Origin of the sequence: Microbacterium sp. BDGP8, from assembly GCF_029991045.1 — a bacterium.
GTDB lineage: Bacteria > Actinomycetota > Actinomycetes > Actinomycetales > Microbacteriaceae > Microbacterium > Microbacterium plantarum.
The window spans coordinates 1,438,614-1,452,729 of the sequence record NZ_CP120712.1; the positions used below are offsets into that span (position 1 = coordinate 1,438,614).

The 14,116-nt window shown below is 70.2% G+C and carries 12 protein-coding genes; 9 read left to right on the forward strand and 3 right to left on the reverse strand.

The window, feature by feature from the left end; genetic code table 11:
- Positions 1 to 6: 6 nt before the first annotated feature.
- A complete protein-coding gene (locus tag P6897_RS06920; protein ID WP_112614264.1) occupies positions 7 to 2,259 on the forward strand; it encodes a bifunctional (p)ppGpp synthetase/guanosine-3',5'-bis(diphosphate) 3'-pyrophosphohydrolase in 2,253 nt (750 codons plus the stop codon).
- On the opposite strand, the gene P6897_RS06925 is transcribed toward P6897_RS06920, so the two are convergent.
- The 3 genes from P6897_RS06925 to P6897_RS06935 all read right to left on the reverse strand — a co-directional run bounded on the left by P6897_RS06925 (position 2,246) and on the right by P6897_RS06935 (position 4,539).
- Entirely contained in the window at positions 2,246 to 2,800 is a 555-nt protein-coding gene (locus P6897_RS06925; protein WP_282502431.1) for an SAM-dependent methyltransferase, read from the reverse strand. The genes P6897_RS06920 and P6897_RS06925 overlap by 14 nt on opposite strands.
- Before the next feature lie 93 nt (positions 2,801 to 2,893).
- Entirely contained in the window at positions 2,894 to 4,156 is a 1,263-nt protein-coding gene (locus tag P6897_RS06930) for a DUF349 domain-containing protein (protein WP_282502432.1), read from the reverse strand.
- 68 nt (positions 4,157 to 4,224) lie between these two features.
- Entirely contained in the window at positions 4,225 to 4,539 is a 315-nt protein-coding gene (locus tag P6897_RS06935; RefSeq protein WP_282502433.1) for a dioxygenase, read from the reverse strand.
- A 99-nt stretch (positions 4,540 to 4,638) separates the two neighbouring features.
- Between P6897_RS06935 and P6897_RS06940 the strand changes: the two genes are divergently transcribed.
- From P6897_RS06940 to P6897_RS06975, 8 genes are all read left to right on the forward strand, one after another.
- Positions 4,639 to 5,964: a replication-associated recombination protein A gene (locus P6897_RS06940; protein WP_274177714.1), complete on the forward strand. Its 1,326-nt coding sequence runs from the start codon at positions 4,639 to 4,641 to the stop codon at positions 5,962 to 5,964.
- Between the two features lie 3 nt (positions 5,965 to 5,967).
- Positions 5,968 to 7,485, forward strand: coding sequence for a tetratricopeptide repeat protein (locus tag P6897_RS06945; RefSeq protein ID WP_282502434.1), 1,518 nt, complete (start codon positions 5,968 to 5,970; stop codon positions 7,483 to 7,485).
- 156 nt (positions 7,486 to 7,641) lie between these two features.
- Positions 7,642 to 8,271, forward strand: a complete 630-nt coding sequence (rpsD, locus tag P6897_RS06950) for a 30S ribosomal protein S4 (RefSeq protein WP_023951228.1) — start codon at positions 7,642 to 7,644, stop codon at positions 8,269 to 8,271.
- A gap of 88 nt (positions 8,272 to 8,359) precedes the next feature.
- The gene (locus P6897_RS06955) at positions 8,360 to 8,662 is read left to right on the forward strand and encodes an ATPase (protein WP_114587817.1); all 303 of its coding nucleotides are present in this window, start codon (positions 8,360 to 8,362) and stop codon (positions 8,660 to 8,662) included.
- Positions 8,663 to 8,729: 67 nt separating this feature from the next.
- Positions 8,730 to 11,393: an alanine--tRNA ligase gene (gene alaS, locus P6897_RS06960; RefSeq protein WP_282502435.1), complete on the forward strand. Its 2,664-nt coding sequence runs from the start codon at positions 8,730 to 8,732 to the stop codon at positions 11,391 to 11,393.
- Positions 11,390 to 11,860: a Holliday junction resolvase RuvX gene (ruvX, locus tag P6897_RS06965; protein WP_269266507.1), complete on the forward strand. Its 471-nt coding sequence runs from the start codon at positions 11,390 to 11,392 to the stop codon at positions 11,858 to 11,860. Before alaS ends, ruvX begins: the two co-directional genes overlap by 4 nt.
- A 1-nt stretch (position 11,861) precedes the next feature.
- The gene (gene mltG / locus P6897_RS06970; RefSeq protein ID WP_282502436.1) at positions 11,862 to 13,274 is read left to right on the forward strand and encodes an endolytic transglycosylase MltG; all 1,413 of its coding nucleotides are present in this window, start codon (positions 11,862 to 11,864) and stop codon (positions 13,272 to 13,274) included.
- Complete coding sequence (locus tag P6897_RS06975) at positions 13,255 to 14,115, forward strand: shikimate dehydrogenase (protein WP_282502437.1); 861 nt, start codon at positions 13,255 to 13,257, stop codon at positions 14,113 to 14,115. The genes mltG and P6897_RS06975 overlap by 20 nt, the downstream gene beginning before the upstream one ends.
- Position 14,116 lies beyond the last annotated feature (1 nt).

Genomic DNA, 14,116 nt, shown 5'->3' on the forward strand with positions numbered 1-14,116 from the left:
GAGGGTATGACCGAGATCACCCCGCCCCCTGCCCAGAGCTCGCTCCGGCGCCTCGTTCCTCGGATCTTCTCCCGCGCTGCGCCGCGGGAGGGGCTGGAGCAGCTCGTCCGGACGGTGCGCGCACATCACCCCAAGGGCGACATCGCGATCATCGATCGCGCCTATCAGACGGCGTCACGGGCGCACGCGCAGCAGAAGCGTCAGAGCGGCGAGCCGTACATCACGCATCCGCTCGCCGTAGCCCAGATCCTCGCCGAGCTCGGCCTCGGCCCGAGGGCCATTGCAGCCGCGCTGCTCCACGACACCGTAGAGGACACCTCATACGGTCTGGACCAGCTGACGGCGGAGTTCGGCGACGAGGTCGCCATGCTCGTCGACGGCGTCACGAAGCTCGACAAGGTCAAGTACGGCGACGCCGCGCAGGCCGAGACCGTGCGCAAGATGATCGTCGCGATGTCGCGCGACATCCGCGTCCTGCTGATCAAACTGGCCGACCGGCTGCACAACGCGCGTACCTGGGGCTTCGTGCCGCCGGAGAAAGCGGCGAAGAAGGCGACCGAGACCCTCGAGATCTACGCGCCGCTCGCGCACCGGCTGGGTATTCAGGCCATCAAGAGCGAGCTCGAGGATCTCTCCTTCGCGGTCCTGCATCCGAAGCTGTACGCCGAGATCGACAGCCTCGTCACCCAGCGCACCCCGCAGCGCGAGCAGTACCTGCAGACCGTGATCGACGCCGTCGAGACGGATCTCCGTGAGCTCCGCATCCGCGGTCGCGTCATGGGGCGACCGAAGCAGCTCTACTCCGTATACCAGAAGATGGTGGTGCGCGGGCGCGAGTTCGACGACATCTACGACCTCATCGGCATCCGTGTGCTGGTGACGACGGTCCGCGACTGCTACGCCGTGCTCGGCTCGATCCACGCGCGGTGGACGCCTTTGCCCGGGCGGTTCAAGGACTACATCGCGACCCCGAAGTTCAACCTGTATCAGTCGCTCCACACCACCGTGATCGGACCGGGTGGTCGCACGGTCGAGATCCAGATCCGCACCCACGAGATGCACCAGCAGGCCGAGTTCGGTGTCGCGGCGCACTGGAAGTACAAGGAGCGGATGGCGGGCGGCAAGGCCGACGCCAAGGCGATCGACAACGACATGGCGTGGCTCGCGCACATCTCCGACTGGCAGGCCGAGACGGCCGACCCGGGGGAGTTCCTCGACTCGCTCCGATTCGAGATCGGCGCGAAGGAGGTCTACGTCTTCACCCCGAAGGGGCGGGTCATCGGCCTGCCGGCGGGGGCCACCCCGGTCGACTTCGCCTACGCCGTGCACACCGAGATCGGCCACCGCACGATGGGTGCGAAGGTGAACGGGCGTCTCGTGCCGCTCGAGTCGACCCTTTCCAGCGGCGATGTCGTCGAGGTGTTCACCTCGAAGAACCCCGACGCCGGCCCGAGCCAGGATTGGCTGACATTCGTCAAGAGCACGCGGGCCCGCAACAAGATCCGCGGCTGGTTCACGAAGGAGCGGCGCGAAGAGGCCGTCGAGCAGGGCAAGGACGCGATCGCTCGGGCGATGCGACGTCAGAACCTGCCGCTCCAGCGCCTCATGGGGCAGGACGCGTTCACGGAAGTGGCGCACCAGCTGCGCTACGAGGACGTCACTGCGCTCTACGCGGCTGTGGGCGAGGGGCACGTCTCGACGCAGTCGGTGATCGAGAAGGTCACCGCGCTCGTCCGGGCAGAGGAGGACACCTCCACCGGACCGATCCAGCTGCCGGCTGTGGGACGGTCGCGCCAGAAGCGCGACAGCGACTCGGGTGTTCTCGTCCGCGGCGCGCCCGACATCCTCGTGAAGCTCGCGAAGTGCTGCACGCCGGTTCCGGGTGATGAGATCGTCGGCTTCGTCACCCGCGGGAGCGGCGTGTCGGTGCACCGCTCCGACTGCACGAACGTCGAGTCGCTCATGCGCGATCCGGAACGACTTATCGAGGTGTCGTGGGCGCCGACGACGAAGAGTCTCTTCCTGGTCCAGATCCAGGTGGAAGCGCTCGACCGTGCCGGGCTCCTCAGCGACGTCACGCGCGTGCTCAGCGAGCACCACGTCAACATCCTCTCCGCGTCGGTGCAGACCAACAACGATCGGCTCGCACTCAGCAGGTTCGTGTTCGAGATGGGCGACACCGTCCACCTCGACCGCGTGCTGAACGCGGTGCGGCGCATCGACGCGGTCTACGACGTGTACCGCGTCACGTCGTCCTGACCGGCGGGCGCTCCAGCCAGGCCAGGGCCTGCCGTTTGAACGGCAGGGGGCCGCTCGACGCCAACGACCGATGCGCCTCGTCGAGGATGCCGGGGAACGCGGCGATCATCGCGACGGCGCCCGCGCGTGGCGCGTCGCTGGCGGCGGCATCGGCGCGCAACAGGTCGCACAGGGTCCGGACGCGGCTCGACACGGGCATCCCGCCCAGATGCACGGTCTCTCGCGCCGGAAGCTGAAGGTCGCGGTAGTGCAGCCGATGATCGAGCACGTGGTTCCGGCGTCGCTCGGTGCAGCGCTGCACGCTGTGCCGCACCGGGGGGTCGGCGAGCGCGCCGTGGACCCAGGCAGCCGATTCGTGCGTCAGGGCCAGGCCCGGCGCGACGAGGGGGCGCAGCGATGCGGCCCGGATCTCGGGTCCTTCGACGGCGTCCGCAGGCATGAATGCTTCGCCGACCTCGACGACGTCACCGTCGAGGCGTGCAGCAGCCAGCTCGGCCAGGGAGAGCTGGGTACCCGGGGTGTAGACGAACGGCCAGATCATTCCGTCAGTCTGGCGGGTGCGTCCGAACCGCGCGGAGAGAGCCGAACGGTCTGTGGACAGCATGGCCTCCACAGACCGTTCGCGGGGAGAGAGTCAGCCGCCGAGAGCGCTGAGCCAGGCCTTCCGGGCGCTGAGCGCCTCTTTGGCCTGTGCGATGGCGCGTTTGTCGCCCGACGCCTCCGCGTCGGCGACTTCGGCTTCGAGCTTCGCGATCGCGTCGTGCAGCTGCGACAGCATGTCGCCCTGGCGCGCCTTCGTCTCGGGGTTGTTGTTCTTCCAGTCGGCGTCCTCGCGCGCACGCACGGACTGCTCGATCTTGCGGAGCTCGTCGTCGAGGGCGCGCTCCTTGTCGCGGGGGAAGATGCGACCGATCTCGTCCCAACGACGCTGAATGCCCGTGAGCAGCGCCCGGGCGGCAGCGGTGTCCTTCTCTGCGGTCACGGCGGCGGCCTCGTCGAGCAGAGCGCGCTTCGCGACGATCTTCTCCTGCGAGGCCTCGGCGTCGGCCTGCTCGCGCTCCGCTCGGGCACCGTAGAGCGCGTCGCCTGCGGCCTTGAACCGTGCCCAGAGCGCGTCGTCGGCCTTCTTGCCCGCGCGGCCCGACTGCTTCCACTGCTCGAGCAGATCGCGATAGGCGCCGATGCCGTCCTCGCCGCGGGGAGCGAGGGCCTCGGCCCGCTCGATGAGGCGCTGCTTCGCGTCGCGCGCGCTCTTGTGCGTCTCGTCGAGGCTGGCGTAGAACTCACGACGGTGCTTGTCGATGGTCGATCGGGCGTCGCGGAATCGCTTCCAGAGCTGCTGGCCGGTGCCGCGGGGGAGACGCGGGCCGTCGGCCTGATGGCGCTGCCAGCGGTCGAAGAGGTCGGTGACCTCTGCGGAGGTCTGCTTCCACTGGATCGACTTCGGATCGCGCGAGGCGATCGCCTCGATCGCCTCGACGAGCGCCGTACGCTCGGCGATCGCGGCGTCGAGCGCCTGCTTGGCCTCCGCCGCCTCGGACTCGGAGGCGGCGTCGAGCTCGCCCTCCAGCGCGACCAGGCGCGCCTCCAGCGCGGCCAGGTTGCCGACGGCCGCAGCCCCCGCGATGCGGGAACGGAGCGTGCTCACGGTGGAGCGCAGGTCGGAGGCTGACGCTCCGCCGCGGCGGTGACGGACCTCGATGAGCGTCACTTCGCCGGCGAGGTCGGAGAACTTGCGCTGGAAGTAGGCGAGCGCCTCTTCCGGCGTGCCGTCGGGGTACTGGCCGACGACGCGCCATTCGGCCCCCTCGCGCACCGAGACGGTGCCGTCGTCATCGACGCGACCCCACGGGGCGTCGTCGGCGGGGGTGGTCGTGGAGTCAGGGGTGGAAGTCACGGAAGGCACCTCGTCGCGGCTCGCGCCGCATGGGGGTCAGGTCGGGGGACAGCCTAGTACGGAGGGCGTCAGGGCGACGGGATCGTTGTCGGAGTGGAATCCGCCGGTGTCGGGGTCTGTGTCGGCGTCGGCGTGGGTGACAAGGTCTCCGTGGGAGAGGGCGCCGGACTCTCGGCGGGCGCGGGCGCTCCGGGACCTGCGGTGAAGTATGCGACCTGAGCGCCGATAGCGGCGAGGATCAGCACGCCGCCGGCGACGGCGGCGATGACGTTGTCGCGCGACCGGCGCCGTGCGAGGCCGTCGTGGTACTCGCGCCGGGCCGCATAGAGACGAGCGCGTTCGTGCGCCGCGCGATCGTCCCGGTTCTTGCCGCGACCTGCCACGTTGCCTCCTTCGTGCCCGTTGCGGGCCGCTCAAGCCTATGGCGCGGGTCTGCGCCGCGACAAAATCCCGGTGTCCGCGCGCGCGAGTAGCCTGAGAGGATGACCGATTCGAGCGCGCTCTTCTCCGGGCAGACGCCGCTCGCGGTGCGGATGCGCCCCACGTCGCTCGACGAGGTCGCCGGCCAGGGTCATCTGCTGCGGCCCGGCTCGCCCCTGGTCGCCCTCGCGTCGCCCGACGGCAACCGGGCGGGAGCGGTATCCGTCATCCTGTGGGGGCCGCCCGGCACCGGCAAGACCACGCTCGCGCAGGCGATCGCCCGCTCGTCGGGCCGCCGTTTCGTCGAGCTGTCGGCGGTCACGGCAGGCGTGAAGGACGTGCGCGAGGTCATGCAAGAGGCGATGACGCAGCGCGACCTCTACGGCATCTCGACGATCCTGTTCCTCGACGAGATCCACCGCTTCACGAAGGCGCAGCAGGATGCTCTGCTGCCGGGCGTCGAGAACGGCTGGGTCCTGCTCATCGCCGCGACGACCGAGAACCCGTCGTTCTCCGTCGTCGCGCCCCTGCTGTCCCGCTCGCTGCTGCTCACCCTCCAGCCGCTCAGCGACGACGACCTCGGCGGGCTCATCGACCGCGCCGTCGCGGACGCCCGCGGACTCGCCGGCTCGGTCGTCCTGGCCGACGATGCGCGGACGGCGCTGATCCGGCTGGCCTCCGGCGATGCCCGACGCGCGCTGACGTCGCTCGAAGCCGCCGCGACGATGGCCGAGCCCGGCGATGACGACGAGGCGCCGGTCATCACCGCTGACCACGTGGCTCAGGCGGTCGACCGTGCATTGCTCCGGTACGACAGGCAGGGCGACGAGCACTACGACGTCATCAGCGCGTTCATCAAGTCGATCCGCGGATCGGATGTCGATGCCGCCATGCACTACCTGGCTCGGATGATCGAGGCGGGCGAAGATCCTCGGTTCATCGCGCGGCGCCTGGTCATCTCAGCCTCTGAGGACATCGGCCTCGCCGATCCGCAGGCTCTCACGATCGCCGTTGCCGCCGCCGACGCGGTCGCTTTCATCGGGATGCCGGAAGGCCGCATCCCGCTCGCCGAGGCCACGGCGTATCTCGCGACCACCGCCAAGTCGAACGCCGCCTACAACGCGATCAACGCGGCCATCTCCGATGTCCGCGCCGGCGGGTTCGGTCGCGTGCCCAAACATCTGCGCGATGCTCACTATGCCGGCGCGAAGCGGCTGGGGCACGGCAAGGGGTACGTCTATCCGCACGACCTCGAGGTCGGCGTCGCGACGCAGCAGTACCTCCCCGACGAATTGCGTGGCAAGCGGTACTACGAGCCGACGAATCGCGGTGTCGAGCGCGAGATCGGCGCGCGGGTCGAGAAGCTGCGGAAGATCCTGGGGGACTGAGCCGTGGACGATCCCGTACCCGCGTGGACGCTGCTGGGCTCGTCGCCCGCCTTCGACGGCTACGTGCGCGTGCGCCGCGACCGCTACCTGCTGCCCGACGGCAGTGAGAGCGACTGGGATGTCGTCGAGGTCGGCGACACCGTCACGGTGGTCGCGGTCACGCCCGACGACACCGTCGTGCTGTTCGATCAGTACCGCGTCGGCCCCCAGCGCGTGCTGGGCGAGCTGCCCGGCGGGCTGATCGATCCCGGTGAGGACGCTGTCGCGGCGGGCGTGCGAGAGCTGCTGGAGGAGACCGGGTATCGTGCCGGCGCCGTCTTCGACGCCGGCGGCGAGTGGGCCGCCGCGAACGCCCGGCGACGACGGCACGTGGTCATCGCCGCCGACTGTCTGCGCGTCGCCGCGCCGGAGTGGGGCGAGCACGAGACGGGCCGGGTGCGGACGATCGCGGCATCCGACCTCATCGATCACCTGACTGCCGGCGAGACCAGCGACGGCGGGCCCGCCCTGCGGGGGCTCATCCGATTCGCGGCGAGTCGGGGCGTCGACCCCGCACTCCGCGGTCTGCAGTCTCGCGTGCGGGAGCTTCTCGCGACGTTCCCCGCCGACGACGACACGACGGCCGGTGCCGATCCGTTCGACGCGTTCTGGGATGCCGCCGACGGGAAGAACGCCGCCGCCCTGTGGGCCGAGCTCGACCCGCTCGCCGCGGACTCGGCCGAGGCGGTGCGCAGCTACGAGCGCGCCTCGCTGCACGACTTCCTCGGCGAGGAGGCGGAGGCGATCCCGCTGTACCGGTCGGCGCTCGATGAGGGCCTGGCCGGAAAGCGGCGCTCGGCGTGCATCATCCAATTGGCGAGCTCGCTGCGCAACGTCGGCGATCCCTCGGGCGCTCTCGCACTGCTGCACCGCTTTCCCGACACCGATCCGCTCGTCGACGCCGCCCGGGCGTTCGAGGCGCTGGCGCTGTTCAGCGATCAGAAGCCCGCGCCCGCACTCCGGACGGCGCTGCAGGCGCTCGCGCCCCACCTCCCGGCCTACCGCCGTTCGGTGGAGGGGTACGCGGCCGACCTCACCTCGCCTCGCCGTATCCGGGTTATCTCGGTGGCCGTCATCGTCGCCGACGGGTACGTCCTCGCCGAGGAGTACCCCGGCGGGCCGGGCGCGGGGCGGTTCCTGCGAGCACCCGGCGGCGGCGTGGAGTTCGGCGAGACCGCGGCGGCCGCCATGCGGCGCGAGCTGCGCGAGGAGCTCGCCGCCGGCGTCGACGAACTCACGCTGCTCACCGTGAGCGAGAACATCTTCGACGACGGTCGCAAGAGCGGGCACGAGATCGCGCATGTCTTCGCCGTCCGCAGCGCCACGCTCGAGGCGCTGCCCCTCGGGGAACGGCTCCCTGTGCTCGACGGAGACACCTCCGTCGGCTGGTATCGCATCGACGACCTGCGACGGGATGCGACCCCGTTCTACCCGGCCGGCGTCCTCGACCTCGCCGCCGCGGTCGACGCGGACGCCGTCTGATAGACTCGACCGGCTCGAAGCCCAGTTTTCGGGCATCCCTCTCTTCTGATCAAGACCTCTCGGCGTGCCCCGGCGTGCAGTCCGAGACGGGCGAGGAGACGGAGATACGTCCGTGAGTCGTGAACGTCGCGACCACGTCATCGGAAGGAGAGCTTCGTGACCACGAAGTCTCAGGACCGCCGCAAGGTCCGTCTGTCGCGCGCCCTCGGCGTCGCGCTGACCCCGAAGGCCGCCCGCTACCTCGAGAAGCGTCCCTACGCTCCGGGTGAGCACGGCCGCACCAAGCGCAAGGCCGACAGCGACTACGCCGTCCGTCTGCGCGAGAAGCAGCGTCTGCGCGAGCAGTACGGCATCCGCGAGAAGCAGCTGCGCATCCAGTTCAACGAGGCCCGCCGCAAGGACGGTCTGACCGGTGAGAACCTGGTCGAGCAGCTCGAGATGCGTCTGGACGCGCTCGTCGTTCGTGCCGGTTTCGCCCGCACGACCGCACAGGCCCGCCAGCTGGTCGTGCACCGTCACATCCTCGTCGACGGCCAGCTCGTCGACCGCCCGTCGTTCCGCGTGAAGCCGGGTCAGCTCATCCACGTCAAGGAGAAGAGCGAGTCGCTCGAGCCCTTCCAGGTCGCAGCCGCCGGCGGTCACGCCGACGTCCTGCCCCCGGTCCCGGGCTACCTCGAGGTCGAGCTCGACAAGCTGCAGGCGCGCCTCGTGCGCCGCCCGAAGCGCGCCGAGGTGCCCGTCACGTGTGACGTGCAGCTCGTCGTCGAGTACTACGCCGCGCGCTGAGTCGTACGGCTCGCTGAGTCTCAGCACTGCCATGAAGGGCGTCGGGTTCTCCCGGCGCCCTTCATGCTTTGCACCTAACATGGATGCCATGAAGAACGCGCTGTGGTTCGTTTTGGGCGTCGCCGGCGGTTTCGTCGCCGCGCACGTGGTCAACAAGGATCCGCGCGGTCACGAGATGCTCGCCGAGGTCGACGCGCGAATCTCCGAATTCGCCGATCGGATCGGCGATGCCTACCGCGAGCAGGAAGCCCGCATCGAGGGTCTCGCAGCCGACGTGAAGGGCGTGGCCTCCGACGCCCTCGACTCGGCCGCGGACGCCGCCTCCGACGCCGCGGACGCAGCGCGCGACGCGGTCGCGAAGGCCAAGAACGCCGCCGACTCCTCACACTGACACCCGACCTGATCTTGACGTCGTGCCTCCGGGCGCGACGCCGATGCCTGCCTGCCGAAGGAACCCGATGAAGACCGCCGAGATCGCCCAGCGCTACCTGGACTACTTCGAGAAGAAGGGGCACACGATCGTGCCCTCCGCATCGCTCGTCACCGACGACCCCGCGCTGCTGTTCACCGTCGCGGGCATGGTCCCCTTCATCCCCTACCTCTCGGGCGACGTCCCTGCCCCGTACGCGCGAGCGGCCGATGTCCAGAAGTGCATCCGCACCAACGACATCGAAGAGGTGGGCAAGACGCCGCGCCACGGCACCTTCTTCCAGATGCTCGGCAACTGGTCCTTCGGCGACTACTTCAAAGAGGGCGCCATCTCGTTCGCATGGGAACTGCTGACCAGCCCCGAATCGGAGGGCGGCCTCGGGTTCGACCCGAAGGATCTCTGGGTCACGGTCTACGAAGAGGACGACGAGGCGCGCCAGCTGTGGCTGAAGCACTCGACGCTGCCCGACGAGCGCATCCAGCGTCTCGGCAAGGACACCAACTACTGGAGCACCGGCCTCCCGGGTCCTGCCGGCCCGTGCTCGGAGATCTTCTTCGACCGCGGTCCCGCGTACGGCATCGACGGCGGACCGGCGACCGACGACGACCGGTACGTCGAGATCTGGAACCTCGTGTTCATGCAGTACGAGATCGCGGACGTGCGCTCGAAGTACGACTTCACGATCGTCGGCGAGCTGCCGAACAAGAACATCGACACGGGCATGGGGCTCGAGCGCGTCGCCTTCATCAAGCAGGGCGTCGACAACATGTACGAGACCGACCAGGTGCGTCCCGTGCTCGATAAGGCCGTCGAGCTCTCGGGCAAGACCTACGGCGCGAACCACGAAGACGACGTGCGGTTCCGTGTCATCGCAGATCACATCCGGTCGTCGCTGATGCTGCTCTCCGACGGCGTGACGCCGTCGAACGACGGGCGCGGCTACATCCTGCGCCGTCTGATGCGTCGCGCCATCCGCTCGATGCGCCTGCTGGGCGTCGACGGACCGAGCTTCGCGGAGCTGTTCGCAGCGTCGCGCGACGCGATGAAGGAGGCGTACCCGATCGTCGAGACCGACTACGCGCGGCTCTCGCAGTACGCTCTGGCCGAGGAGGCGACCTTCCTGCGCACCCTGGCCGCGGGATCCGAGCTGCTCGACGAGTCGGTCGAGCAGGCCAAGAAGGCGGGGGAGGGCAAGCTGAGCGGCGCGCAGGCGTTCCTTCTGCACGACACGTACGGGTTCCCCATCGACCTGACTCTCGAGATCGTCGAGGAGGCGGGGCTCAGCGTCGACCGCGGCGCCTTCGATTCGCTCATGCAGGAGCAGCGCGAGCGCGCCAAGGCCGACGCGCGGTCCCGCAAGGGGCAGCTCGCCGACACGAGCGTCTACCGTGACTTCCGCGCTCAGGGCGAGACGGTGTTCACGGGCTACACCGAGCTCGAGACGGGCTCGCGGGTACTCGGCCTTCTGGTCGGCGGCGTCTCCGTCGACCGCGCCAGCCAAGGTCAGATCGCCGAGGTGATCCTTGCCGAGACGGCGCTGTACGCCGAGTCGGGTGGCCAGGTCGCCGACAAGGGCGTCATCGTCGGCCCGGGCTACGAGCTCGAGGTCCTCGACGTGCAGAAGCCGGTGCCCGGTCTCGTCAGCCACACCGTCGAGGTGACGACGGGTGAAGTGGCCGTGGGCGAGGCCGCCACGACGGTGGTGGATGCCGCGAACCGCCGCGCTGCGCAGCAGGCTCACTCCGCGACGCACCTCGTGCACGCCGCACTGCGCGACACGCTGGGCAAGAGCGCGACCCAGGCCGGCTCGCTCAACCGCGCCGGCTACCTGCGCTTCGACTTCTCCTGGGGTCAGGCGCTCTCGCCCGAGACTCGTACCGAGATCGAGGAGATCGCCAACAACGCCGTCCGCGACAACCTCGAGGTCACGACCCGGATCATGTCGCTCGACGAGGCGAAAGCCGCCGGCGCGATGGCCCTGTTCGGTGAGAAGTACGGCGAGACCGTCCGCATGGTCGACATCGGCGGCCCCTGGTCGCGCGAGCTGTGCGCGGGGACCCACGTGTCGTCGAGCGCCGAGGTCGGACTCATCAACCTCATCGGCGAATCGTCGGTGGGCGCGTCGAACCGGCGCGTGGAGGCGCTCGTCGGGCAGGACGCCTTCCGTGAGCTCGCCGCCGAGCGTGCCATCGTGTCGCAGCTGACGACCTCGCTGAAGACGCCGCGCGACCAGCTCGCCGCTCGCGTGGCCGAGCTCGCCGCGAGCCTGAAGGCCGCAGAGAAGCGGATCGCCCAGTTCGAGGCTCGCGCCCTCGCCGACCGGCTGCCGCAGCTGGTGGGCGCTGCGGCGGCCGCCGGCCCGTTCCAGATCGTCGCCGAATCGCTCGGCTCGGCGGGATCGGCGGACGATGTCCGCACCCTGGCACTGCAGGTGCGCGACCGTCTCGGAGCCGACGCCGCAGCGATCGTCGCCCTCGGGGCCGTCGTGGGGGACCGCCCCGTCGTGGTCGTCGCCACCAACGATGCCGCCCGCGCGGCAGGAGCCAAGGCCGGTGTGCTCGCGAAGGCCGCGGCATCCGCTCTCGGCGGCGGTGGCGGCGGGCGCGACGACGTGGCGCAGGGCGGCGGTACGGACGCCGCAGCGCTTCCCGTGGCCCTCCGCGCGGTGCGCGACGCGGCGAGCGGCCTGTGAGCGGATTCCGGCCGGGCGTGCGGCTCGGCGTCGATGTGGGTACGGCCCGCATCGGCGTCGCCCGATGCGACCGCGACGGCCTGCTCGCGGTTCCGGTCGAGACCGTGCCGCGCGCAGAGGGAGATCTCGCACGCATCGGCGCTCTGGCCGAGGAGTACGACGCCGTCGAGCTCGTTGTGGGCCTGCCGGTCGCGCTCAGCGGGCGGGAGACCGCGTCGACGGCAGACGCACGCGGTTTCGCCGAGGCTCTCGCGGCCGCCGGACACCGTGTCCGTCTCGTCGACGAGCGGCTGAGCACCGTGAGCGCCCACAGTGCGTTGCGCGGCTCGGGCCGATCACAGCGATCGTCTCGTAGCATTGTTGACCAGGTCGCCGCCGTAGTGCTCCTCCAGCAGGCACTCGACGTCGAGAAGAGCACCGGTAACCCGCCCGGTGTTCCCGTCGCACCCTTGCAGGAGCACCCCTGACATGACTGACCGCCCGCCGCACGACAATGGCGTCCCGACGAGCCGACGCGCCGCGCGTGCGGCATCCCAGAGTCCGGCGTCCCAGGGTCCGGCATCCACGCCGGGAGGCGCAGCGCGTCCCGACGACTCCTCGCGTGCGGAGCACACCCCGACTCCGGCCGCGGAGCACCGCGGATCGGTGGACGCACCGGCGTCCCGCGAGCAGGCTCTGGGCGAACAGGCGTCGTACGGGCAGACGCCGCGGGCCGCTGCGCCTGCTGTCGGCACACTCGACGCCCTCTTCACGGGCGACGTGAGCACGCACGAGGTGGGCGCCGTTCCCAGCCGGCATGATCGCGACCGCAAGAAGAGCCGGATCGCGAAATGGGTCGTCCTCATCGTGATCCTGGCGATCCTCGGCAGCATCGTGGCCGCGGGCGCATGGGTGTGGAACACGTACGAGCCTCAGATCCGCTCCGTGATGGGGTGGGAGGAGCCGAAGGACTTCGAGCCCGGCGAGGCGACCGGCGAGGTGCTGGTGACCGTCGTGAGCGGCGACACCGGGTCGACGATCTCTCAGACGCTCTTCGATCAGGGCGTCACGAAGACGCCCACTGCGTTCTACGATCACCTCATCGCGACGGCACAGGACCCGACGTTCCAGCCGGGGGTGTACGCGTTGCAGCAACGCATGACGTCCGAGGCGGCCCTGACGCTCATCCTCGATCCCGCGAGCAAGCGACAGAACGCCGCCCAGCTGCGAGAAGGCTTGACCGTCGACCAGACCGTCGAGGTGCTCGCGCAGGGCACGGGTATGCCGGTCGAGGACTTCACCGCCGCTGTCGCCGACCCATCCGCGTACGGCGTCGCGGCCGACACGCTGGAGGGCTGGCTGTTCCCGGCGACCTATCAGTTCGACCCCGGGCTCTCGGCCACGGACATCGTGCGCACGATGGTCGACCGCACGCTCGAGTCGCTCGACGCCGCGGGCGTTCCGCAGGAGCGCCACGAGGAGATCCTCACGACGGCATCGATCATTCAGCGCGAGGCGCGTCTGTCCGACGACTTCTACAAGGTCTCTCGCGTCATCGCCAACCGCCTCGCAGACGGCATGCCCCTGCAGATGGACTCGACGGCCCAGTACGGGTACAACGAGATGCACGACGGTACGGTCAGCTCGTCGGCAGAGGCGCTCGAGGACGACAATCCCTGGAACACCTACGTCCGAGCGGGGCTGCCGGCGGGGCCGATCGCGAATCCCGGCGATGAGGCGATCGACGCGGCGATGAATCCCGCAGACGGGCCGTGGCTGTACTTCGTCACCTGGAACATGGACACCGGCGAGACGATCTTCTCCGCGACCTACGAGGAGCACCAGGCCGGCATCGAGCAGTGGCACGCGTGGTGCGACGCGAATGACAACCGCGGCTGCTGATCCGTTTGCGGAAGACCCGCGCCGCTTCGAGGTGTGGGGCTCGCCGATCGACCACAGCCTGTCGCCGGTCCTCCACACCGCGGCGTACGACCGGCTCGGTCTGCCGTGGCGGTACGGGCGGCGGCACGTCGACGAGGCGTCGTTCGCGAGCGAGCTGGCAGCCCTCGGGCCGGAGTTCCACGGGCTGTCGCTCACCATGCCGCTGAAGACACTCGCGCACGACGCGGCTCGGATGCGGGATGCCGCGGCGACCGCAACCGGCGCAGCGAACACGCTCCTCCGGACGGGCGATGGGTGGGCGGCGTTCAACACCGACGTCGGCGGACTCGCGGCTGCGCTCGCGGAGATCGGGTCCGCGGCTGCGCCTCGTGCCCGCATCGTCGGCGCAGGCGCGACGGCGACGTCGGCGCTCCTCGCGCTCGAGCGCGTCGGCGTCGGCCGGATCGACATCGCGGCACGACGGCCCGCCGCAGCCGAGCCGCTGCGGACGCTCGCGGCGAGCCGAGGCATCGCGGCGACGGTGTCGCCCCTCGACGCGCCGGCGGGGGAGGTCGAGCTGACCGTGTCGACCCTCCCGGGCGACGCGCCGGTCGCTGACGCCGTCTCCGCGGGTCTCGCCGCGAGCGGGGGCACGCTCTACGACGTCGTCTACGGCACGTGGCCGACAGCGCTCGGACACGCCTGGCTCGCCGCAGGACAGCCGGCCCACCCGGGCGCGACCATGCTGCTGCATCAGGCGGTGCTCCAGATCCGCATCTTCGCGACCGGTTCGCCCGACGACCCGCTGCCCGGCGAGGAGGACGTCGTCGCCGTCATGCGCCGGGCGCTCATGGGAGGATAGA